General features: G+C 68.5%; 2 protein-coding genes. Both read right to left on the bottom strand.

Annotated elements, in window-relative coordinates; translation table 11 throughout:
• Positions 1–79: 79 nt before the first annotated feature.
• On the bottom strand, positions 80–23,944 hold the full coding sequence (locus ACYVIO_RS38485; RefSeq protein ID WP_460655941.1) for a non-ribosomal peptide synthase/polyketide synthase: 23,865 nt from the start codon (positions 23,942–23,944) through the stop codon (positions 80–82).
• Entirely contained in the window at positions 23,941–26,940 is a 3,000-nt protein-coding gene (locus ACYVIO_RS38480) for an amino acid adenylation domain-containing protein (RefSeq protein WP_460655940.1), read from the bottom strand. Before ACYVIO_RS38480 ends, ACYVIO_RS38485 begins: the two co-directional genes overlap by 4 nt.
• Between the last annotated feature and the right edge of the window lie 23 nt (positions 26,941–26,963).

Below are 26,963 nucleotides of genomic sequence, written 5' to 3'. Positions count from 1 at the left end.
TACGGCGCTTCCGCCTCTGGCCTCCGTCCCCGGATACCCTCGCTCACCTTCGCCCCGGCCCAGGCCGGGGCGAAGGTGTTCAGATGGAGAGAGCCCGCAGGGTTTCTAGCCAGCGCTCGGCCAACTGCTTCACCGTCGTGCTGTCGAGCACCTCCTCGGGAGCGTGCCACTCGGCGATCAGCTCCGGGCCCTCCGGCCGGTCGGCCACTCGGACGAAGACCGACAGGGCGTAGTGCGCCGGCCGATCGGTACCCCACTCGGCGAAGACCTCGTCCGCCTCCGGGACCGACGCCCAGTCGCTCTCCGTCGGGCGGTCGAACCGCCCTTCGTAGTTGAAGGTGATGGTTGGCGCACCGGCAGCTGCCAGGACCGGTGAGGTCTCCGGGTTCAGGTAGCGAAGCAGGCTGTACCCAGCGCCCTGATCCGGCAACCCACGACGGTGGGCCGCAACCTGCTGCGCCGCCGCCTCGACGTCGTCCCCGGCATCAACTCGGACCGGGACGAGGTCCGCAATCCACCCAACAGTGCGCGACAAATCAACCTCACCAGCAACCTGCTCCTGCCGCCCATGCGTCTGTACGGCGACCACCGTCCCCCCGGTGCCCACCGTCGACCCCAGCGCAGCGAGCATGACGTCGTCGACGCCAACCCCCAACCGCGTAGGCACCTCGGACAACAGCCTCGACGTCACCTCAGCCGGCAGCCTCAAAGCAACCACCGGCGCACCGACCACATCCACCGACGGATCAACCGCCCGCAGTACAGGCAACCCAGCAGCCCCCTCGAACATCCCGGTCCACAACCCCAGCTCGTCAGCCCGCGCTGAAGCAGCATCGATCAACCGCGAAGTCCACCGACGGAACGACGTCGGCACCGCAGGCAGCAGCGGCACCCGCCCACCAGCCACCTCACCAGCCGCCAACGCCAAATCCTCGAGCAGGATCCGCCAAGACACCCCGTCAACCACCAGGTGGTGGATCAGCAGCAACAACCGCCCAGCCCGCGAAGGCCCAGCGTCGTACCAGACAGCGCGCACCATCTCCCCAGCGTCGGGATCCAGCCGGTACGTCGCCTCCGCCGCATGCCGGGTGATGAACTCGGTCAGCTCCTCAACCCCCGACACATCCACCCGCTCGGTCCACGCAGCAGGATCAACAGCACCCCCAGCAGGCACCCGCAAGGACCACGGCGAATCCAAAGGCCGCACCAGCGCAGCCCGCAACAGATCATGCCGCGAGACAACAGCCCGCAACACACCATGAACAGCCGACTCAGAAATCCCAGCCGGAACCTGCACCAGAGCAGGCGAACTGAACCCATCGAGCGGCTCAGCAGCCTCCCACAGCGACCGCAGCACAGCACTCGCCGGCACATCCCCAGTTCCGTTGTCAGACACAACAACCCGAGACTCCGAAGCCACAGCAGCCAGCGCCGCAACCGTCCGATGCCGGAACACCTCCCGCGGCGTCACCTGCAACCCAGCAGCCCGAGCCCGGCTGACCAACTTGATCGCCAGAATGCTGTCCCCACCCAGGGCGAAGAAGTCGTCCTCGATCCCGACAGCGGGCAACGCCAGCACCTCGGCGTACGCCGAGCACAACACCCGCTCGACAGCGGTAGTCGGCGCAGTCCCCGTCGAGGCCGCCCCGAAGTCCGGCGCCGGCAGCGCCGCCCGGTCCAACTTCCCATTAGGCGTCAAAGGCAACGATGACGAAAGCACAGTCATTGCCGCAGGCACCATGTACTCCGGCAAGCTCGCCGCCAGATGCGCCCGCAGCTCAGCGGCCTCCACCGTCGGATCATCCAGATTCGCGTACGCCGCCAACCGCGTCACCCCGGACGTCCGATGCACCGTCACAGCAACCTGCCGTACGGCGGGATGCGCGGCCAGCACCGCCTCGATCTCCCCCAGCTCGATCCGGAATCCGCGCACCTTCACCTGGTCGTCCCCGCGCCCGAGGAAGTCGAGACTCCCGTCCGACCGCCACCGCGCGAGATCACCGGTCCGGTACATCCGGCCGGCATCGAACGGGCAAGCGACGAATCGCTCAGCCGTCAGCGCCGGCCGCCCGAGGTACCCACGCGCCAGCCCGCGCCCGGCGACGTACAGCTCGCCGACAACCCCCGGCGCGACCGGCCGCAGGTTCGCGTCCAGCACGTACGTCTTCGTGTTCGGGTCCGGCCCGCCGATCGGCAGCGCGCCGGTCCAGTCGGACCGCGTGCGCCACAGCGTCGAGTTCACCGTCGCCTCGGTCAGCCCGTACGCGACAAACATCCGCAACGTGTCGGCCCACCGCGCGACCAGGTCCGGCGGCACGATCTCGGTGCCGACGAGCACCGTCATCCCCTCCGGCAGGTCGCACTCCGGCGGCAGGGCGGACAGCAGCGACGGCGGCAGGATCGCGTGCGTGATCCCGGTGTCGGCAACGAAGTCCGACAGCACCTTGTCGGCCACCCGCACCTCCTCCGGCGCGATCACCAACCGAGCCCCGGTGCACAACGCCATCGCCAACTCGAAGACCGCGACATCGAACCCGACCGCCGCGAACTGCAGCACCCGACCGTCCGGCCGCAGCCCCATCGTCTCGACGGCAGTCGCGACCAGCGACCCGATCCCCTCGTGCGGGACGACAACACCCTTCGGCCGCCCGGTCGAGCCGGACGTGTAGATGACGTACGCCGCCTGCTCGAGCCCGAGATCCGGCCCAGAGGTCCAGTCCACGTCGTACGACGCCAGCCGCGCGGCCGTCTCCGGCGCGTCGAGCAGCACGAGCCGGCCGGAGCCGATTTCGGGGAGCTCGGCAACGATCGACTCCGTGCCGACGACGATCTGCGCGCCGGAGTCCATCAGCATGTACGCCAGGCGATCCGACGGGTGGGTCAGGTCGAGCGGCAGGTACGCCGCGCCGGCCTTCAACGCACCGAGCACGGTCGCGACCATCGCGACCGATCGCGGCACCGCAACGCCAACAACGCTTCCCGGACCGACGCCGTGATCGCGCAGCAGCTTGGCCACGCGCACCGCCTCGGCGTCCAGTTCGGCGTACGTCGCCTGGCCCTGCTCGGTCCACACCGCGACCGCCGCCGGGACCTCGGCCACCCGCGCTTCGAACTCCGCGATCAGCGTCGTCTCGGCGACCGGGACCTCGGTGGCGTTCCACGTGTTCAGCACGAGTTCGCGCTCTCCGGCGGAGAGCACGTCGACGCTGCCCACACGCACAGACGGGTCGTCCGCCATCGCCCGCAGGATCGCGACCAGCCGGTCGGCGAAGCCCTGCACGGTCCGCTCGTCGTACAGCTCACGGCTGTACCGGATCGTCGCCTCGGTCCCGGCCTCAACTTCGGCGAAGTCGAACGACAGGTCGAACTTCGCCGTCGGGTCGTCCACCTGAACCGCGTCGATCTCCAGCCCCGGCAGGGCAAGCCCGCGATCGGCGCCGGCGCCGTGCAGGTACATCACCATCACCTGGAACAGCGGATGCCGCGCCAGCGATCGCGCCGGGTTGATCGCCTCGACGACCTGATCGAACGGCACATCGGCGTTCTCGTACGCCGCAAGATCGGTGTCACGCACCCGCCCGAGCAGCTCGGCGAACGTCGGGTCGCCGGACAGATCGGTGCGCAGGACGACGGTGTTGAGGAACAGCCCGACCAGCTCCGCGAGCCGGTCGTCCGGGCGGCCGGCGATCGGCGTACCGATCGGCAGGTCGGGTCCGGCTCCGAGCCGGTGCAGCAGCGCGGCGACCGCGGCGTGGACGAGCATGAACATGCTCGCGCCGTGCTCCTGCGCCAGGTCCCTGAGCCGACTGCTCAGCTCCTCGTCGACAGCGAAGCGAACCTCACCGCCGAGCCCGTCCGGGTCCAACGGCCGCGAGCGATCCGTCGGCAGCGAGAGCTCTTCCGGCAGCCCGGAGAGCGTCCGACGCCAGTGATCCAGCTGCGCCTCGTGATCGAGCTGCCGCTGCCAGAGCGTGTAGTCGGCGTACTGCAACGGCAGCGGCGCCCAGTCAGGCGCAACACCCGCGACGCGTGCCTCGTACGCCGTGGTCAGGTCCCGGATCAACGGCAGATCCGACCACTCGTCCGCCGCGATGTGATGGATCAGCACCAGCAGGACGTGCTCGTCCTCGCTGACCCGGAACAACGATCCCCGGACCGGCGTGTCCGTCTCCAGCGAGAACTCGTACGCCGCCGCAGCCTCGACCGCACGATCGAGCCCCGAAGGATCGACCTCGTGCACCGTCAGCTCCGGCGCAGCGTCGACCACCAACTGGTACGGCTGTCCGTCAGCCAACGGGAAGGTAGTCCTCAGCGCCTCGTGCCGCCCGACCAGATCCCCGAGTGCCGACCGCAACGCGTCGACATCCAGCGATCCGCGCAGCCGCCACGTCAACGGAATGTTATACGCGGCACCGGTCGACACCTGGTTCAGCACCCACATCCGCTGCTGAGCAAACGACAGCGGGAGTCGCTCCGGCCGATCGGCAACAACCAGCGGAGGCCCGAAGGCCCGCCCGCCCGCCGCGTCGGCACCAGGCGCCACCGGACCGACCACAGCCAGGCGCTGGGCCAACAAAGTCGGAGTCGGCGCTTCGAAGAGCGTCCTCAAAGAGATCTCCGACTGAAGCCTCGACACCACCCGCATCCCCAGCAGCGAGTTCCCGCCGAGCGCGAAGAAGTCCTGGTCAGCCCCGATCTCATCCACACCCAGCACTGCCGCCATCACCTCGGCGACCAGCTTCTCCCCCGGCGTCGACGGCGACCGCAGCTCCTCGACCGACAACTCCGGCGCCGGCAACGCACGCCGATCCAGCTTCCCCGCGATCGTCAACGGCAGCGCCGCCAGCAGAACAAAGGCCGACGGCACCAAGTACGCCGGCAACCGCCCACCCAGCTCAGCACGAACCTGATCGACCGACACCTGACCCACCATGTAGGCCACCAACCGCTGCACCCCAGGCACGTCCTCACGGACGACCACCGCCGCAGCACGAACCCCGTCGAGCCCACGAAGCACAGCCTCGATCTCCCCCGGCTCGATCCGGAACCCCCGCAGCTTCACCTGGTCGTCGGTCCGCCCCAGCACCTGCAGACTCCCGTCCGACTTCCGCCGTACGAGATCACCGGTCCGGTACATCCGAGAACCCGGCCCGCCGTACGGATCCGCAACGAACCGGTCGGCCGTCAACCCAGGCCGACCCAAGTACCCGCGAGCCAATCCCGCACCGCTCAGATACAGCTCACCCGGCACCCCGATCCCCACCGGCTGCAACCGCGCGTCGAGTACCTTCGCCGCCGTGTTCCCCACCGGCGCCGCCCAGCCATCACCGTGCCAGCTGTAGGCGTCGACCGAGTACTCGGTCGGCCCGTAAACGTCGTGCACCTTCAAACCGTCCAGCGCACACAACCGCTCCCACAGATCGGCCGGCATCGCCTCACCACCAACGGTGAGCACCCCCGGCCGGTACCGCCCATCCAGCAACCCCAGCTCGACCAACTCAGCCAGATAGCTAGGCGTCACATCCAGGTAGTCGATCCGCGCCGACTCCAAGTACCCCAGCAACGCACCAGGATCCTGCACCTGCTCCAGATCCAGCACGTGCAACTCGTGCCCGGCCAGCAACCACAGCACCGGCTCCAGCGAAGCGTCGAACGTGAACGACGCCGAGTGCAACGCCCGCAGTACGCGATCACCCGACGCCGGGCCGATCAGATCGGCCAGCTGAGACACGTACAGGTTCAGCAGCCCGCGATAGGTGCCGACGACACCCTTCGGCCGCCCGGTCGACCCCGACGTGTAGATCACGTACGCCGCACTGTCTCCCGGTACGACGACCGGCTCGAACGCCGCACCGTCCGGCACATCCCAACCGCTGTCCAGCACGCAAGCAACCGCAGCGTCCGACATCATCAGCTCGAGCCGCTCAGCCGGCAGCTCGCGATCCAGCGGCAAGTACGCCGCACCAGCAGTCAGAACCCCCAGAATCGCCGGCACCATCTCTGCCCGAGGCAACTTCAACCCAACAACATCGCCCGGCCCAACACCCTGCCCCTGCAACGCCCCAGCGATCGCCCCAACCCGCGAGGCCAACTCACCAAAGCTCCAAGCCCGCTCAGCCGTCACCAACGCCGTCCGCTCCGGGAAAGCAGCAGCCGCACTGAAGAACACCCCAGCAACAGTTGTCTCCGGCAACGCCCGCGTCGGCCCATAAGCCTCGGCCAGCACCCGAGCACGCCCGACCTCGTCCAGCAGCGGCAGCTCACCCACCGGCACATCCGGCGACCCGGCAACGAGTTCGAGCAGCCGAGCCAACGACGCGAGCAACGCCGAAGCCGTCTCCGGATCAGCGAGATCCCGTGCGTAATCCAGCAAGAGCGTCAGCGCACCATCCGACTCCACCCGATCGACAAAGGTGAAGTCGAGGTCGAACTTCGCCGGCCCCGGCGGCACGGGGTACCACTCGGTCGGCAGCCCCAGCAACGACCCGTCCGCGCCGGTCCGGTGGTGGTACCCCGTCATCACCTGGAACAACGGATTCCGCCCCGCCACCCGCTGCGGGTTGAGCAGCGTTACAACGTCGTCGAATCCAAGATCCGAGTGATCGAACGCCGCGAGATCAGCGTCCCGGCTCCGCGCCAGCAGCTCGACGAACGTCGGATCACCCGACAGGTCCGTCCGCAGTACCAGCGTGTTCACGAAGAACCCGACCAGCCCGTCGAGCGCCGCATCGGTCCGCCCGGCGATCGGCACACCCAACGGGATGTCGTCTCCGGATCCGAGCCGATGCAGCAGCGTCGCCACCGCCGTGTGCGCGAGCATCGACAAGCTCGTCCCGGTCCGCAGCGTCAACGCCCGCAGCCCGTCGTACGTGCTCCGCGGCAATTCCAGCTCGACCTGACCACTCACGCCGAGCCGCTCCGCAGGACGCGACCGGTCGACCGGCAACCGGATCTCGTCCGGCAGCTCCGCCAGCGTCTCCTTCCAGTACGCCGCCTGCTCCGCACCACGCGTGCCCTCGGCAAGCAGTCGCCGGTGCCACAACGTGTAGTCCGCGTACTGCACCGGCAGCGGCTCGAACTCCGGCACCTTCCCTTCAAGCCGAGCCGCGTACGCCGTCGCCAGGTCGCCAAGCAGCGGCCGATCCGACCACTCGTCGGTGCTGATGTGATGCAGGCTGATGGCAACCACATGCTCCTGCGGCGACAACCGCAGCACGTCGACCCGGATCGGCGGCTCGCTCGCAAGGTCGAACGGCTTCCCCGCCAACTCCTCGACCAGCATCGGCAACGACGCCTCGTCGCAATCGGTCACAGACACCAACTGGCCCAGCGAATCCAGCACCAGCTGGTACGGCGTCTCGTCCTGCACCGCGATCACAGTCCGCAGCGACTCGTGCCGCCACATCACGTCCCCAACCGCCGCCTCAAGCGCGGCGAGATCCAGCGCACCGGTCACCCGACCCACGAGCGGATACGTGTACGCCGCCGTACCGTCCAGCTCGTCAGTCAGCCACAACCGCAACTGAGCCGCCGACAGCGGCACGAGCTCCGGCCGCTCACCAGCCACCAACGCCGGCCGCTCACCGGCAACCGGAGCCTGCGCCCGCAACGCCAACTGCGACACCGTCGGCGCCTCGAACAGATCCCGAATCGCCAACTGCACATCCAGCTCAGCCCGAATCCGACTCACCAACCGCGTCGCCAGCAGCGAGTGTCCGCCAAGCGCGAAGAAGTCGTCCTCGACGCCCACCTGGTCCAGCCCGAGCACCTCCGAGAAGGCAGCGCACAAAGCGATCTCGGTCGCGTTCGCAGCAGGCCGGCTCTCCACCCGCGTGACACTCGGCGCCGCGTCGGGCAGCGCCTTGAGGTCCAGCTTCCCGTTCGCGTTGGTCGGCAACGAGTCCAGCACGAGCAACCCCGCCGGCACCATGTAGTCCGGCAGTTCGTCCACCAGCGAAGCCCGAACCCGCGCGACCAGCGCCGCCGCGGTCCGGCTCTTCAACGGCGAATTGGCCACGACCGCGGCCTCGCCGCGATAGGTGCCGGTCACAACGCCCTCCGGCACGAACACAGCCTCAAGCTGATCGACAGCATCCGGCGACCAGGTCACCTGCACCCGCCGCCCCAGCCGCTCCAACTCCCCGACCGTGTCGTCCGTCCACGGACCGCCGTCGCCGAACTCACGCTGCAACCGGGTGTTGGGAATCCCCGTCACCCGCAACAGCTCCGCAGACTCCAGAGCCTCCTTCAACGCGTCCAGCCCAGCCCAGGCAACGACAGGCGCATCAGCGACATCCATCGCAGGCATCGACTTGTGCAGTACGACGTCGTACCGGTACCGCGTCAGCTCGTTGCTGTACACACCCGACTTCACCCGCACCTCAGCAGCTCCGAACGCCGAGAAGTACGCCGGATCCAGCAGCAGCTCCTTCTCCAGCTCCATCGCCCGCTCGACCGCAACCGCCAGCCCCGCGGGATCAGTCACCCGCGCAGCCTGCGTGTCGGTGTGGAACATCTCCAGCAACCGCAGATCCCGCACATCGCCGACAAACACCTGCCCACCCGGCGCCAGCAGCTCCAGCGCCCCGGACAGCACGGATGTCAGGTAGTCCGCACTCGGGAAGTACTGAATCACCGAGTTGATCACCACGGTGTCGAAGAACCCAGCCGGCAACCCGGACAGGTCATCCGCCGGCTGGCACCGCAGCTCCACCCGTCCGAACCGCTCGTCGCCAGCGATCGTCGCCCGCAGCTTCTCGATCACCGGCGCCGCGAAGTCGGTCGCCCAGTACGCCTCGCAGTCCGGCCCGAGCTGGTCCAGCAGCAGCCCGGTCCCGACACCGATCTCCAGCACCCGCCGCGGCTTCAGCTCGCGGATCCGCTCGACGGTCGTCGTACGCCATTCCCGCATCGCCTCGACCGGGATCGGCTCGCCGTCGTAGCTGGAGTCCCAGCCCGCGAAGTCCTCGTTGCCGATCGCGGTCGGGATCTCGGTGTACTCGGCCGAGTAGATGTCCTGCCACTCCCCGACCTGCTCGGCCTCGAGCGCCAGCCGCTGCTCGTCCTCGGTGCCCGAAGCAACGAGATAGCCGACCAGCTTCCGCAGCCCCGGCGCGCGATCGTCGTCACGGGCAACCACTGCCGCATGCGCGACGCCCGGCACCCGCAGCAGCGCCGCCTCGACCTCACCCAGCTCCACCCGGTAGCCCCTGATCTTCACCTGGTCATCGGTCCGTCCGAGGAAGTCCAGGTTCCCGTCCGGCCGCTGCCGCACCAGGTCCCCGGTCCGGTACATCCGCCCGCCCGCAATCTGCGGGTCCGCGACGAACCGCTCACCCGTCAGCGCCGGCCGATCCAGATACCCGCGCGCCAGACCCTCGCCCGCGATGTAGAGCTCTCCCGCCACACCCGGTACGACGGGCCGCAGCCACGCGTCGAGGATGTACCCGCGGGTGTTCCAGATCGCCTTCCCGACGGTCGGCGTAGCGCTGTCATAAGTACCGCCGCCCAAAGTGTTGATCGTGTACTCGGTCGGCCCGTACAGGTTGTAACCAGCGGTCCCTTCGGTGTGCAGCAGCTTGTCCCACACCGACGTCGGCACAGCCTCACCACCGAGCAGCACGAGCACCGGCCGATGCCGGCCAGGCCCGTCGTCGAGCAGCCCGGCCTCGAACAAGTAGTGCGCGTACGTCGGCGTCACGTTCACCACATCGATCTGGTGCGCGTCGCAGTACGCAACCAGCCCAGCTGCGTCCCGCCGCAACTGCTCGTCGCAGACGTGCACCTCGTGACCCTCGACGAGCCAGAGCAGCTCCTCCCACGACATGTCGAACGCGAACGACACCGTGTGCGCGATCCGCAACCGCCGCCCGGCCGCGGAGACCGTCGGGTCGAAGATCTCCTGCCGGTGGTTCAGCTGCATGTTGGTCAGCCCGCGGTGCGGCGTCACCACGCCCTTCGGCCGGCCGGTCGAACCGGACGTGTAGATCACGTACGCCGGGTGCTCGAGTCGCTGCGGCATCCCGGGCGCAAACCGCCCGAGCTCCTCGGCGCTCAGCGGCTCCGCCGGCAGACCGGCCAACCGCTCCCGCGTCGCAACGTCGTCCAACGCGACCATCGGCACCGACGACGCCTGCAGCGTCGCCCCGACGGCGTTCGTCGTGATCAGCAACCGCGGCCCGGCGTCGTCCAGCATGCTGGTGAGCCGCTCGACCGGGTGATCCAGCTCCAGCGGCAGGTACGCCGAACCAGTAGCCAGTACGGCGAACAGCGCGACCACGGTGTCCACCGACCGCGGAATGCCCAGCGCGATCACCTGCTCCGGACCAGCGCCCTCGGTCAGCAGCAGCCGCGCCAGCCGCTGGATCCGCGCGTCCAACTCGGCGTACGTCACCTGCTCGTCGCCGAAGACCAGCGCGATCTCGTCAGGAATGGAGACCGCCCGCTCGGACAACATCTCCGGCAACGTCTCCGCCGACACCGGATGCTCGGCCGACTGCCACTCATCAGCCAACGCCGCGCGCTCGGAATCCCGCAGTACGTCGAGCGCTGCGACCGGACGAGCCGCCGCAGCCGGGTCGGCCAGCTGCTCGAGCAGCAGCGTGAAGCGGCTCATCATCCCGACCGCAAGCTCCGCGTCGAGCAGATCGGTCCGGTACTCCAGCCGGATCCGGATCGTCTCCGCCGGCGCGACCACCAGCGTCAGCGGGAAGTGCGTGTGGTCCAGGCTCGACGATCCGGTGATGCCGTACTCGCGGCTCATCGCGTCGTCGGCCTTGTAGTCCACGAAGTTCTGCAGCACGTACAACGTGTCGAACAGCCGCGTGTGTCCGGCCGACCGCTGGATCGCGCTCAGCCCGAGGTACTCGTGCGGCATCAGCGTGACGCGGTCGCGCTGGATCCGCCCGAACAGCTCGCCGACCGATTCGGACGGGTCGAGCCCGATCCGGATCGGCACCGTGTTCAGGAACAGGCCGATCACCGCGTCGATGTCGTCCAGGTCCGTCGGCCGCCCGGACACCGTGCTGCCGAAGACGATGTCGTCACTGCCGACCGTTGCCGACAGCACCATCGCCCAGGCCGCGTTCAGTACGGCGTTCAGCGTGACACCCTGAGCCCTCGCTGCGGCCCGAAGCCCGTCGCTCAACCGCGCGTCGAGCGTGAGCTCGGTCCGCTCAGGCTCACTCGGCGTCGCACTCCGAGCCTCCGGAGCCACCAACGTCGGCGTCTCGAACCCGTCCAGCGCCTCCGCCCAAGCCCGCTCGGAAGCCTCACCATCCTGCTCCCCCAACCACAACAAGTAGTCGCGGTACGAGGTCGCCCGCACCCCAACGACCTCGCCCCCGTAAAGCTTCAGCAACTCATCAATCACCAGCCCACCCGACCACCCGTCCCAGATCAACACCTGACGGTTGATGACGAGCCGATCGTGCCCCTCGCCCAGATGAATCAGCAACGCCCGGAACAACGGCGGCCGCGCGACATCGAACGGCTGCGCCCGATCCGCCGCCGCCAGCTCAGCGGCCTTCGCTTCCGGATCGGCCTCGGCACGCAGGTCGATCTCCACCAGCGGTACGTCGACAGCAGCGGCCACGAACTGCACGGGATCCGGCAGGCCGTCCGAGGCGAACCCGGCCCGAAGGTTCGGGTACCGGTCCATCATCGTGCCGAACGCGGCCCGCAACCGATCCGCGTCCAGCCGATGCCCGAAGTCGAGCGAGAACTGCGCGGTGTACGCGTCGGAATCGCTGTCCAGCGCGTGCTGGAAGTACAGCCCCTCCTGCAAAGGCGACAGCGGCCAGACGTCCGTGATCGCCGTACCGGCAGCCGCCGTCACCCGGTCAAGCTGCGCGCCGTCGAGCTGCACCAGCTCGAGGTCCGAGGGCGCCAACCGCAGCATCGCCTCGGCAGTCGCAGGCTCAGCCAGCTCTTCAAGTACTGCGCCCCAATGCGCTCCCAGCACCTCCACATCCGCCGCGGACAGCTGCTGCTGGTCCGCCCCGAAGGCAGCCCGCAGCACCGGTCCGTCCGTAGTCTCCCGGCACTCCACATTCACCGCGAGCAGATACGGCACCCCAAGGTCAGCATCCGGCGCACCCGCAATTGCGTCAGCCTCTGGCACCGAGACCCAAGCAGCCTCGGCGGCGTCCGTCCCGGCGGTCGCCTTCGTACCGGACCGGCCCAGGTAGTTGAACAGCACCTGCGGCTGCGGCATCCGGGCCAGCAGCGGCACGGTCCGCGCATTCGCGTACCGCAGCATCCCGTAGCCGATCCCGTTGTCCGGCGCGATCCCCAGCGCCGCCTTCGTCGACCCCAACGTCTCGGCCGGATCGGCACCGACGCTCAACCGCACCGGCGCGATGCTAGTGAACCAGCCAACCGTCCGCGCCAGATCGATGCCGTGGGCAAGCTCTTCCCGCCCGTGCCGTTCGAGATCCACCAGCAGCTCACCCGCACCACGCCAGCGCGCGACCGCAGTCCCCAGGGCAGCCAGCAGTACATCGGTCACACCGGCCTTCGCCGCCACCGGAACCGTCGTCAGCACAGCCTTCGTCGTCGCCGACGGCACGGTGACGATGTGATCGGTGACCGCACCGAACGTCGTACCAGCAAGTCCGTCCGACAGCTCCGCCCCAGGCGCGAGCACGGTCGTCCAGTGCTCCAGCTCCGCCAACCGCGCCGGATCCTGTGCCTGCTCGGCGTACTCGCGCGCAAACCCACGCAACGACGTACCGACCGGCTGCAGTTCCGCCGAGTCGTAGGCGGCGGCGAGATCCTCGATCAGGATGTTCCACGAAACCCCGTCGACCACCAGGTGATGGGCGACGATCAGCAACAGCCCAGCCCCGTCGAACCACACCACCTGCAGCATCACGCCGCTGTCCGGATCAAGCCGATCCGCAGCGGCATCCGACTCGGCCGCGATCCGAGCCCGCAGCTCCTCATCGCTCAGCCCCGCAGCCTCAACCCGCTGGAAGACGCTCGCCGCACTCACAGTGCCGACGGCCGTCGTCTCCAACGACCACAACACCGGCAACGGCCGACTCAATGACAGTCGAAGCCCGTCGTGATGGTCGACCACCGCCTGCAGCGTCGCAACCAGCCGATCCTGATCAGCACCAGTCGGCGTCCGCAGCAGCACCGACTGGTTGAACCGCCCAATCGCCCCACCCCACTCCGACAACCGAGAAACAATCGGCAGAGGAGTAACGGCCCCAACGCCATCCCCGGCACCGCCCACACCCGCGCCCCCGCCGCCGCCCACACCCGCGCCCCCAGCACCAATCAGGCCGGCACCCGCCCCGCCCTTCAAGTCAGCACCACCGCCAGGCTGCTCCGGAACAATCCCCGCCAGCCCCCCAGGCGTCCGCTGCTCGAACACATCCCGAGGCGAAATCCTCAAACCCAACTTCCGAGCCCGACTCACCAAACTGATGGCAACAATGCTGTCCCCACCCAGCCCGAAGAAGTCGTCATCAGCACCGACCCGCTCAACCCCGAGCACCTCAGAAAACAGCCCACAGAACGCGTCCTCCATCGCATTCACAGGACGCACCCCAGACCCACCACCGGAGAAGTCCGGCGCCGGCAACGCCCGCCGATCCAGCTTCCCGTTCGGCGTCAGCGGCAGCACCGGCACCGGCACGAACGCGGCCGGCACCATGTGCTCAGGCAGCGCCCGAGCAACCCGCGCCCGAACCGCCTGCACATCCAACTCCCGCCCACCCACAGCCACGGGATAGGCGACGAGCCGAACAACCCCCGGCAGATCCTCCCGCGCAACAACAGCCGCCGTCGCAATCGCAGGATCGCTCAGCAGCACAGCCTCGATCTCGCCCAGCTCGATCCGGTACCCGCGGATCTTCACCTGCTGATCCGCCCGCCCGCGATACTCCAGCGACCCGTCGGCCAGCCGCCGCGCCAGATCACCCGTGCGATAGAGCCGAGCACCAGCAGCGCCGTACGGATCCGCGACAAACCGCTCCGCCGTCAGCCCCGGCCGCGCGAGGTACCCCCGCGCAACCTGCCCGCCGCTGACATACATCTCCCCCGTCACACCCAACGGCACCGGCTGCAGGAACCGATCCAGCACCCGAACCGCAAGATCGTCGATCGGTACGCCGATCACGCTGCCGCTCGCCCCCGCGGCCGATTCGCGATCCAGCTCCAGGTAAGTCACGTGCACGGTCGTCTCAGTGATCCCGTACATGTTCACCAGCCGAGGCCCGCCATCCCCCTGCTGCGCATACCAAGGCTCGAGCCTCGCGAGATCCAGCGCCTCGCCGCCAAACACGACGTAACGCAAGCTCAACTGCCCCGACCCGACCGCATCGATCAGCGGGTAGAACGCCGACGGCGTCTGGTTGAGCACGGTCACGGATTCGCTCTTCAGCAGCGCGTGGAACCGCTCCGGATCCCGCGCGACCGTGTTGTCGACGACGACCAGCCGACCGCCGTACAACAACGCACCCCACAGTTCCCACACCGAGAAGTCGAACGCCGCCGAGTGGAACATCGTCCACACATCAGTGTGGTCGAACCCGAACCACGCCTCGGTCCGATCCAGCAACCGCACCACGTTCTCGTGCGGCACCGGGACACCCTTCGGCCGCCCGGTCGACCCGGACGTGTAGATCACGTACGCCGGGTTGGCCGGCTCCGCACGCCGCTCAGTGATCGGCGCGGCGCTGAGGCGCTCGAGATCGGCGTCGTCGATCAGCAGCAACGGCACCAGCGCGTCCGACGGCAGCGCGCCGCGATCGCGAGTGGTCGTGAGCACGCAGACCGGCTTCGCGTCGGCCAGCATGAACCCAAGGCGGTCTGCGGGATAGCCGGTGTCGAGCGGCAAGTACGCACCGCCGGCCTTGACGACAGCAAGCAGCGCGACGATCAGGTCCGCACTACGCGGCAGCGCGACGGCGACCACGGACTCGGCGCCGACCCCACGCTCGATCAGCAGCCGAGCCAGCCGGTTGGAGCGAGCGTCCAACTCACCGTAGGTCAACGAGGCCTCAGGTGCGGTGACTGCAATCGCCTCTGGAGACGCTGCGGCCCTCGCAGCAAACCGATCAGCAATCGTCTCGTCCACCACAGGCACTACCGCATCGTTGCCCAGCGCAACGTCGTACTCAGCCTCTCCCATCACCTGTACGGCGGTCGCGACCTGGCTCGGCTCCTCAGCGACAGCCTCCAGAATCCGCAGATACCGGTCAGCCAACGTCCGCGCCGCCTCGTCGCCCACCAGCGCAAGATCGTGCCGCAACTCCAGCGCCAGAGTCTCCCCAACCTCGGCGAGCAGGGTCAGCGGGTAGTGCGTCGCGTCCGTGTACTCGATGCTCTCGATCGTCAGCTCGCCGGTCTGCGTCCCGCCGTTGTCCGGATAGTTCTCGACCACCACAAGACTGTCGAAGAGCTCACTTACACCGATCTGCCGCTGAATCTCGGCCAACCCCAAGTGCTGGTGATCAAGCAGCGCCGCCTGCTCGCCCTGCCAGCGACTCAGCAGATCGGCAAGGCTCTCCCCCGCAACCGCCCGCAACCGCGCCGGCACGGTGTTGATCAGCAGCCCAACCATCTCTTCGACCCCAGGCACCGAAGTCCCACGCCCCGAAGTCGTCGACCCAAACACCACATCCTGCTTGCCGGTCAGTCGAGCAACCAGCAACCCCCAAGCCACATGCACGACGGTGCTGACCGTCACCCCCAGCTCACGGGCGCGCGCAACCAGCACCTCAGTCAGCTCAGGCGACAGCTCGAAGTTGACCCGCCGCTCCCCACTCGCACCGGCCACTCGCCCTGCCTCAGCACCCGCGCCCGCCGCCTCCGCCGCCTCAGCCACAGCAGCCGCGAACTGCGTCGGCTCGTCAACCCCAGCCAGGGCTCCGCTCCACGCCTCGCGCGCCGCCTCCAAGTCCCGGCCGGCCAACCACGTCAAGTGCTCCGAGTACGCCGGCGCCTTCCCAGCATGCTCTTCACCCTCGTACCCACCCAGCAGATCCCCGATCATGATCGGCACCGACCACCCATCAGCAACCAAGTGGTGCGCGGTCTGCACCAGCACATGCCGGTCCTCATCAACCCGCACCAGCACGTGCCTCAGCAGCGGCGGAGTCGCCAGATCGAACGGCCGCTCTCGCTCGCCCCGCGCGATTTCCTCCAGATCCCCACCCGCAACCTCCGCCCACTCCGGCGCAGCGGTCTCGACAACGACCTGCACGAGCCGGCCGTCGGCCAGTTCGCGGAAGCCCGCGCGCAGCGCCGAGTGCCTCTCGACCATCCGCTCAGCGGCAACCCGCAGCGCGGCCGCGTCGAGCGGTCCGGACAGTTCGATCAGCTGCTGGACGACGTACAACTGTCCCCCTTCGAAAGCGGTGTGGAAGTACAACCCGGTCTGCAACGGCGACAACGGAAGAACCTCGGTCAACCCCGGCAACGCACCGGCCAACTCGTCGAGCTCACCCTGCGCAACGTCCACCAACGCGAAGTCCGACGGTGTGAACCCACCAACACCCGGTACGTCGGCCAGCCCAGCCAAGTCGGTCAGGGAAGCCATCCAGCGCTCAGCCAGCTCGGCAACCGCCGACTCCGCCAGCACCCCCGTACTGAAGGTGAACGAGGCAACAAGCCGCGGGCCCTCGGCCCCTTCTCGCGTGACTGCGTTGATCTCGAGCGCGTACCCCGTCGGCATCTCCGCACCCCGTGCCGGCGGCAACAACGAGTCGTCCCCGACCGGCCCCCAGGCCCGCGGCTGCGCCGTACCGACCCGTCCGAGGTAATTCACCAGAATCTGCGGCCGCCGCTCGTGCGCAAGCACCGCCGCAGCCGCCGCGTCGACGTACCGCAACAACCCGTACCCGACCCCGCCGCGCGGAACCCCACGCAACTGCTCCTTGACAGCCTTCACCGCATCGGTCGCACGCAGCCCGGCAGCGTTCAACCGCACCGGATGAACCGTCGTGAACCATCCAACAGTCCGCGACACATCCAGCTCGCCGTCACGCCCATGCCGCTCGAGATCCAGCAGCACCTCGCTGCCACCCCGCCACTCAGCAACAGCCGTCGCCAGACCAGTCAGCAGTACGTCGTCCACGCCCGCATGGAACGCCATCGGCACAGCACCCAGCAGCGCAGCGGTCTGCGCCGAAGGCAACGTCACCATCACCTCACCGGTCGTCGCCGCCGTGTCCCGCGCCGGATCCAACGCCCGCCGCCCAAGCAACGGATCGTCCCCAGCCAGCATGTTCCGCCAGGTCGCCAGCTCGTCACCGTGATCCTGCGCCCGCAGCTCCGAGGCCCACCGCCGGTACGAAGTCGTTGCCCCCAGCACCGGCTTCTTGCCCGCAGCAACAGCCTCCCAAGCCGTTGCCAGGTCCTCACCGATGATCCGCCACGACACCCCGTCAACCACCAGATGATGAGCCACCAGCAACAGCCGATCCCCACCAATCCACACCGCCCGCAGCATCCCGCCCCGCCGCGGATCCAGTTCCCGGCGCCTCGCCACCGCCTGGCCGTCGCCAGCCTCAACCTCCACCACAGGCGCGCGCCCCGGCGGAGGCACAACCAGCCCATCCTCCGTCAGCGTCGCCCGCAGCACGTCATGCCGATCAACCACAGCCCCCAGTACGTCGACCAACTGCTGATGCGTAATCCCCGCCGGCGTCCACAACACCGCCGACTGATTGAACTGATCCCCAGCCGCCCCCAACTCCAGATGAGCCAACGCAACCGGCGGCACCGCCACCGCCCCCCAAGCCTGCTCCCGCGCCTCCTCAACCACCGCGGTCCGCGTAGCCACCGCAGCAACCCCCGCAACCGTACGCCGCTCAAACACAACCCGAGGCGCAAACACCACCCCCGCAGCCCGAGCCCGCCCAGCCAACTGAATCGACGTAATACTGTCCGCCCCAAGCCCGAACAGATCGTCGTCCACCCCCACCCGCTCCAGCCCCAGCAACTCAGCCGCAATCCCAGCCAGCACAGCCTCATCCGAACTCCGCGGCAACGCACCCCCAGCCCGCGCCCCAAAGTCCACCCCCGGCAAAGCCTTCCGATCCAACTTCCCGTTAGCAGTCACCGGAATCGCATCAATCACCACCACCACCGAAGGCACCATGTACTCCGGCAACCTCCCCGCCAACCCCACCCGCAACCGCTCCACATCAAGCCCTTCCCCGGGCTCCAACCCATCGGCGGCAACCACGTAAGCGATCAGTTGCGGCCGGTTCTCGTCCACCACCACAACCGCTTGCGAGACCGCGGGATCGCGCAGCAACGCGGCCGAGATCTCGCCCAGCTCGATCCGGAACCCGCGCAGCTTCACCTGCTGATCCACCCGTCCGGCAAACTCCAGCACCCCGTCCGCCGACCACCGCGCGAGATCGCCGGTCCGATACATCCGCGCCCCCGGCGCCCCGAACGGACTGGCCACGAACCGCTCGGCCGACAGCATCGCACGATCGAGGTACCCGTGCGCGAGCTGGTCCCCCGCGAGATAGAGCTCTCCCGTCACACCAGGAGGAACAGGCTGCAGCGCAGCGTCGAGCACATGGCAGCTCGTGTTCCACACCGGCCGCCCGATCGGCACCGAACCAGAAACCGTCCGCAGCGACGAGCCAGCCTCGAAGAATGTGACATCGACCGACGCCTCCGTCGGCCCGTACAGATTGTCCAGCCGTACGCCGGGCAGCACCGCGCGGAACCGATCCGCCAGCTCGGTCGGCAACGCCTCGCCGCTGCACACAACCCTGGTCAAGCTCGCGCACCCAGCAACCGCCGGCTCAGCCACGAACGCGGCAAGCATCGAGGGCACGAAGTGCACGGTGGTCACGCCATGCCGGTCGATCAGATCAGCCAGGTACGCCGCGTCCTTGTGCCCGTCCGGCTTCGCCAGCACAAGCGCCGCCCCAACCTGCAGCGGCCAAAAGAACTCCCACACCGACACGTCAAACCCAGCCGGCGTCTTCTGCAGCACACGATCCGTTGCCGTCAGCCCATACTCGTCCTGCATCCAAGCCAGCCGATTCACAATCCCGGCATGCGGCACGACAACACCCTTGGGCTGCCCGGTGGAGCCCGACGTGTAAATCACGTACGCCGGATGCTGCGGCGACACCGGCACGAAGACAGGCTCAACGCCTCGATCGTCGGCCGGCGCGACCAGCGAGGTCGACTTCCCCGGTCGCCCCGCAGACCCGCCCACCGACTGCATGTCCGCCGCGATCTGCAGACCAGCATCAATGACGCAGACCGGCTTCGCATCCTCGACCAAGTACTCCAACCGCTCCTGCGGCAGCTCCGGATCCATCGGCAAGTACGCGGCCCCCACGCGCTGCACCGCGTACAGCGCAACCACCAGCTCCACCGACCGCGGCAACTTCACCCCCACCACCGAGCCCGGCGTCACGCCGAGCACCAACAGGTGGCGAGCCAGCCCATCGATCCGACGATCGAGCTTGGCATACGTCAGCTGCTCGTGATCGGTGATCAAAGCAACGGCATCCGGCGTCCGCGCAACCTGCTCGGCGAACAGCTCCGGCAACGTCGTCGCGCGAACCTCATGCGCCGTCTCGTTCCACCCATCGAGATCCTCGGAGGCCAGCACAGTCCGCACCGAGGACAACCGCCGCGACGCATCATCCGCGACCTGCTCCAGCAGCAATACCAACCGCTCGGCCAACCGCGCAACCGTCGACGAGTCGAACAACTCAGCCCGGTACTCGATCCGCCCGCTGATCCCGCCAGCCGCCGACTCCACGAAGTCGAACGACAGATCGAACTTCGCCGCAGTCGTCTCCAGCCGACGAGGGCGCGCCGTCGTACCAGCCAGCGACAACCCCTCACCCTCGGCCGCCGCGATGTACACGACCATCACGTCGAACAACGGATTCCGCGCCGCCGAACGCTCCGGCCCCATCGCTTCAATCACCTGCTCGAACGGCAGATCACTGTTCTCGAACGCCGCCAGGTCCAGCCGCCGCACGCGGTCCAGCAGCTCAGCGAACGACGGGTCACCCGAGGTGTCGGTGCGCAGGACGACCGTGTTCAGGAAGAACCCGACCAGGTCGTCACAGGCCGCATCGGCCCGACCAGCAACCGGCGTACCGAGCGGCAGATCCGTCCCCGCCCCAAGCCGGCTCAGCAACGCCGCAACCGCCGCATGCGCGAGCATGAACATGCTGACGCCGTGCTGCTGAGCCACTCCCCGCAGCCGCTCGGTCAGCTCGGCATCGAGCGCGATCGGCGTCGACCCACCTTCCGGCGACGCAACGGTCGGCCGCGGCCGATCGACCGGCAGGACGAGTTCCTCCGGCATCCCGTCGAGCTGCTCACGCCAGTACGAGAGCTGCTCGGAGGCCACCTCGTCGATCCGCGCCGCCTGCCAGACCGCGAAGTCGGCGTACTGCAACGGCAGCGGCTCCCACTCCGGAGCCTTGCCCCGCAGCCGCGCGGCGTACGCATCCCGCAGATCCGCGAGCAGCGGATCGATCGACCACTCGTCGTACGCAATGTGATGAATCACCAGCAGCAGCACGGATCCCCGGAAGACATGCGCGCGCAACGGCACCTCAACCGTCAGGTCGAATCCCACCCGCGCCGCGGTCTCAAGATCGCCCTCGTCGACCACCAGCACCGGCTCGGCCATCTCGAGGATTCGCTGGTACGGCGTGCCGTCGTGATCCGGGTACACCGTCCGCAGCACCTCGTGCCGCCCCACCACGTCCCGCAGAGCCAACCTCAAGGCGTCCGTGTCGAGCTCGCCCTCGATCTCCCAAGCCAACGGCACCAGGTACGCCGGGTCCTCAGGATTCAGCCGATGATGAATCCACATCCGCCGCTGCGAAGCCGACAACGGCAACCGCTGCGGCCGCTCCACCGCCACCAGCCGAGGCCCCACCTCCGGAGGCCCCTGGGCGTCCAACCACCCAGCCAGCCTGCTCACAGTCCGCTGCTCGAACACCACCCCCAACGCAATGTCCACACCCCGCGAGGCCCGAGCCCGAGCCGCCAACCGCATCACCGTCAGCGAGTTGACCCCCAGCCCGAACACATCGTCGTCAACCCCAACCCGCTCCACCCCCAGCAGCTCAGCCAGCAGCTCAGCCACCCAAGCCTCAGTACCAGTCCGCGGCACCGCCGCCCCCACCCGCCCAGCAACCTCCGGCACCGGCAAGGCCGCCCGGTCGACCTTGCCGTTCGCAGTCACCGGAATCCCCTCCACCGGCACAACAACCCCAGGAACCATGTACTCCGGCAAGGTCGCCAGCAGCCGATCCCTCAGCCCCTCGACACCACCAACCACGTACGCAACCAACTGCTCGTCCCGCAGGATCGTCACCGCATGGGACACCGCCGGATCCCGCAGGATCGCTGCCGTGATCTCCTCCAGCTCGATCCGGAACCCACGCAGCTTCACCTGATCGTCAACGCGCCCAACAAACTCCAGCGACCCATCAGCCGTCCACCGCACCAGATCCCCCGTGCGATACATCCGCGCACCCGGCACCCCAAACGGACTGGCAACAAACCGCTCAGCAGTCAGACCAAACCGACCCAAGTACCCGTACGCCAACTGAGCCCCAGCCAGATAGAGCTCTCCCGCCACACCCACCGGCACCGGCAGCAACGCCCCATCAAGCACATACACCTGGCTGTTCCACGTAGGCCCACCAATCGGCACCGACGCAACACCACCACTAGCCCCAGGCAACGAACGATGCCCGGTGATCTCCACCGACGCCTCAGTCGGCCCGTACAGATTGTCGAGCCGCACCCCCGGCAGCACCCGGTGAAAACGCTCCGCAAGCTCCCCCGGCAACGCCTCCCCGCTACAAACAACCCTCGAAAGCCCAAGACACAACGCAGCCCCAGGCTCATCCAAGAACACAGCCAACATCGACGGCACAAAATGCGCCGAAGTGATCCCCTCACGCGCGATCAGCGAGGCCAAGTACGCCGGCTCCCGATGCCCGCCCGGCCGCGCCAGAACCAGCGTCCCCCCACAAGCCAACGCCCCGAACAACTCCGGCACCGAAACATCGAACGTGACCGGCGTCTTCTGCAACACCCGATCCCCCGGCCCGTACGGATGCGTCCCCTGCATCCACGCCAGCCGGTTCACCACCCCCGCATGCGGCACCAGCACACCCTTGGGCCGCCCGGTCGACCCGGACGTGTAGATCACGTACGCCGGAAGCGCCGGCGTCGTCCGACGCTCGACCATCACCGACCCGTACGACGACAGCTCGGCCACCAACTCCGGGCCGTCAACAACCAACTCCTCGACACCAGTTGCCGGAAGCAACTGCTCCCCCAGCCGCAGCACCAGCGACGCCCCCGCGTCCCGCAGCATGAACTCGAACCGATCCGCCGGATACTCCGCATCGAGCGGCAGATAAGCAGCCCCCGCCCGATGAATCGCGTACAGCGCCACCACCAGCTCGAACGACCGCGGTAGCACCACCCCGACAACCGCGCCCGGCCCAATCCCCCGCCTGGTCAGCGAGTGAGCCAGACGGTTCACGCGCTCGTCCAGCTCGGCGTAGGTCAGTTCGACCGAGTCCAGAACCAGCGCAGGAGCATCCGGCGTACGCCGTACCTGCTCGTCGAACATCGCATCCAAGGTCGTTGGCGCAACCTGATGCGCGGTGTCGTTGAACCCCTCAAGCAGCTCGGAGCGCTGATCCGCGCTCAACCCGTCGATGGTCGCCAGCCGACGCTCCGGCTCAGCAGCAAAGGTTTCGAGCACCCGCACCAACCGGTCCAGCAGATCCGCGGCAGTCGCCGCATCGACCCGATCCGGCCGATGATGCAACCGCAGCTCCAGCGCCGAACCAGGCGTTGCCGCCAGGTAGATCGGGTAGTGCGTCACCGACCGGATCTCGAACGAGTCCACCTGCAGCCCCGACCCAGCAGCAGCGTCGGTCCCGTCCTCAGGCCAGTTCTCGAAGACCGTGACCGTGTCGAAGAAGTCGGCAGCACCGATCTCCGCCAGGCTCAGATGATGATGGTCGAGCAGCCGAGTCTGCTCACCCCGCAGCCGCAGCAGCAACTGCCGAACGCTCTCCGCCGGATCCAGCCGAACCCGCACCGGAACCGTGTTGATGAACAACCCGACAGCCTCGAAAACTCCGGGCAGCTCCGGCGGCCGCCCCGACACCGTCGTACCGAAGACCACATCCTGCCGCCCGGTCTGCCGAGCCAGCACCATCCCCCAAGCAGCCTGTACGGCGAGGCTCGGCGTCCACCCACCAGCCTTCGCGGCCTCGTCCAACCGCTGAGTCGTCGCAGCATCCAACCGCCGCGTCAACCGAACGGGAGCACTGGGCCCCTCCTGCTCGCGACCGACCAGCGTCGGCTCCTCGAAGCCTTCCAGCGCCTCCGACCAAGCCACCTTCGCGGCCGGAACGTCCTGTTTCCCCAACCAGGCAAGGTAATCCCGGTAGGGCATCGCGGGCGGCAGCTCGCGTCCGGCGTACAGCGCGAAGAACTCCCGGACGACCAACGGCACCGACCACCCGTCGAGCAGCAGGTGGTGGTGCGTCAGCACGAACACCACCCGATCCGGCAGCCGCACCAGCAGCCCCCGCATCATCGGCGGCTGCCCCGGATCGAACGACGCCGCCCGATCCGCGTCGATGACCCCGGCCAGCGAAGCCTCCGTCAGCTCAACCTCACGCCAAGGCAGCTCAACCACCGCAGGCACCAGCGCGACCACCCCACCGGTCTTCCGCTGCCGGAACGCCGACCGCAAATGCGGATGCCGATCCAGCAACCCCTGCGCCGCACCGCGAAGCCGAGAAGCATCAACCTCACCCCGCAATTCGAAAACGAACTGCGACGTGTAGAAGTCAGGCCCCCCGTCTCGCAGCAACGTCAGGAAGTACAGCCCTTCCTGCAACGGCGACAGCGGTAGTACGTCCTCCAGGCCGGACCCTGCACTCACGAACGTCCCCATTCGGCTTCGAACTCCGCCATCTCGTCGTCATCCAGCGCGACCAGGCTCATCGCCCCGGCCGACTCCCCCACCTCGACCGCCTCCACGGCAACCACCGCGAGCGCCTCAACAGTTCGCCGCTCGAACACCTGCCGCGTGGAGAACGTCAATCCAGCAGCCCGCGCCCGTACGACGAACCCGATCGACGAAATGCTGTCCCCGCCCAGCGCGAAGAAGTCGTCGTCGACCCCGACCGTCTCCAGCCCGAGCACCTCGGCCGCGACCGCGCACAGCACCTTCTCCCGCGGCGTGTTCGGCGCATGCCCGGTCGACAGCCCCGCGTAGTTCGGCACCGGCAGCGCGGCCCGGTCAAGCTTGCCCGCGGCATTCACCGGAAGGTGGTCGACGGCAACAAACGCCGCCGGCACCATGAACGCCGGCAGCTTGTCCGCCACATAACCCCGCAACGCCCGCATCAACCCAGCAGCGTCCTGTACGCCGGCCGGCTCGTTCGCCAGCGACGCCGGGTTCCGCAGCGGCCCCGGCCGATAGGCCTGCGCCGGCAGCTCCCCGTTCACGAACAACAGGTCGAGCTCGCCCTCGCTCCCGGCCGCCGACCACGTCACCGCGACCTCGTACCCGAGCTTGCTCGCGAGCCCCGCCGCATCCTCCGGATCAACCCCCGGCGCGACCCAGCCCCCACCATCGATCTGCCGCAGCTTGTACAGATCTGCCGCCAGCCGCGAGTTCGGCACCCCACAGACCCGCACCGCGCTCACACTCCCGAGCGAACCGCACGGCACGTTGCCCGACAGCCACGCCTCGAGATCCTCGAGCGTCCGAACGTCCTCGCCCCAGGTCAGCTCGGCGACCGGATCCTCGACCGCGACCGGCCCGGTGCGCAGCACCACGTCGTACCGGTACCGCGTCAGCTCGTTGTGGTAGTCCGCTTCCTTCACCCGAACGTCCACCGATGTGACCCGCCCGAGCTCGCGCGCGACCGCCGGGAAGTAGTCCGGATCCAGCAGCAGCTCGCCCTCACGCTCGACCGCCGCGTCGACGATCTGCCGCAGCTGCTCCGGCGTCCGCCCGTGCTTGCCGGCCTCGGTCGCCGCCCGCAGCGCGCGCAGCAGCCGAAGGTTTCGCACGTCCCCGATGAAGATCACGCCACCCGGCGCCAGGCGTTCCAGCGCACCGCGCAGTACGGCGGTCAGGTAGTCCGCGCTCGGGAAGTACTGCACGACCGAGTTCACCACGACCGTGTCGAACGTCCCCTCCGGCAACCCGGTGAAGTCGTCCGCAGGCTGCGCATGCAGCTCGACCTTCTCCGCCAACCCCAGAGCCGCGACCTTCACGCGCAGCGCGTCGATCGCCTTCTCGGACAGATCGGTCCCGACGTACGACTCGCAGTGCGGCGCGAGCTGAGTCAGGATCAGCCCGCTACCCGCACCGATCTCCAGAACTCGCCGAGGGTGCAACGCGCGAATCCGCCGGACGGTCGCGTCCCGCCAGGCCTTCATCTGCGGCAGCGGAATCGGGCTGCCGTCGTAGCTGCTGTTCCACCCGGTGAACCCCTCCTCCGCCTGATCAGCCGCGGAGTACAGCAACTCGTGCAGTTGCTTCCACTCGTCGACCCGCGCGGCCGGCGGCTCGTCCGAAGCACCCGGTACGACGTACGCGACCAACCGTCGCTGCTCGCCGTCGCCATCGGCCCGCGCGACCACAGCGACCTGCCGCACCTCGGAATGCGCGGCCAGCACCGATTCGATCTCACCCGGCTCGATCCGGTACCCGCGGATCTTGACCTGGTCGTCGACCCGGCCGAGGAACTCCAGAGCGCCGTCCTCGTTGGTCCGCACCAGATCGCCGGTCCGGTAGAGCCGCCCGCCCTCGACCCCGAACGGGTCCGCGACGAACCGCTCGGCGGTCAACGAAGGACGACCCAGGTACCCGCGAGCCAGCCCCGCACCACCGAGATAGAGCTCGCCCGATTCGCCCTGCGCGACCGGCTGCATCGTGGCGTCGACGACGTACGCCGTCGTCATCGGATCCGCGATGCCGATCGGCACCACCGGACCGCGCAACCGATCCGGGTGCGACTCCCCCAGCGTCGAGTTGACCGTCGCCTCGGTGGGCCCGTACGCGTTGAACATCCGCCGATCGCGCCCGTACCGCGCGACCAGTTCGGGCGAGACCCGCTCGGTCCCGGCCAGCAGCGTCGCACCAGCAGGCAACGCTAGGTCCTCGGGCAGCGCGGCAAGCAGAGCAGGCGGCAGGATCATGAACGTCGCGCCCTGCCGCGCGGCGTACTCGGTCAGTTCCGGACCGGGCAGCCGCAGGTCGGACGGCACCATCACGAGCCGGCCGCCGATCAGCAGCGCCAGACACAGGTCGAAGAACGCGACGTCGAAGCTCGGCGACGCGAACTGCAGCACCCGATCGTCCGGCGTCAGGCCGAACCGTTCCCGACCCGTCGCGACCAGCTTGGCCACGCCGGTGTGCGAGAGCACGACGCCCTTCGGCCGACCGCTCGACCCCGACGTGTAGATCACGTACGCCGCGTTGCTGACCTCGACCTCGGGCAGCTCGCCGTGGTACGACGGCCCTTCCGCGGGGTACGTGTCCTCGTCCAGCAGGATTCGCGGAATCACCGGCCCGTCCGGCAGCCGCTCGGCCAGCTCGGCCGTCGTCACCAGGCAGGTCGGCCGCGCGTCGCCGAGCATGTACGCGATCCGCTCGGCCGGGTAGTCGACGTCCAGCGGCAGGTACGCCGAACCGCTCTTCAGCACCGCGACCTCGGCGACGATCAACGCGATCGACCGCGGCAGCGCCAGCCCGACCACCTGCTCCGGACCGGCGCCCTGGGCCACCAGGACCCGGGCCAGCCGGTCCGCCGCGCGGTCCAGTTCGGCGTACGTCAGTGAGGTCTGTTCGAACACCACCGCGACCGCGTCGGGGGTGCTGCGGACGTGGTCGGCGAAGAGCGCGGGCCAGGTGGCGAGCATGGCGGACTACACCTCTGTTTCGA

This window comes from Kribbella endophytica (assembly GCF_054781295.1).
Note: the sequence above shows the minus strand (reverse complement) of the source record. Positions and strands in the feature narration are given on the sequence as shown.

What these genes read in the sequence shown, in the direction of transcription:
- ACYVIO_RS38480 (WP_460655940.1), bottom strand. Translation starts at nt 26,940, where the DNA reads ATGCTCGCCACCTGGCCCGCGCTCTTCGCCGACCACGTCCGCAGCACC.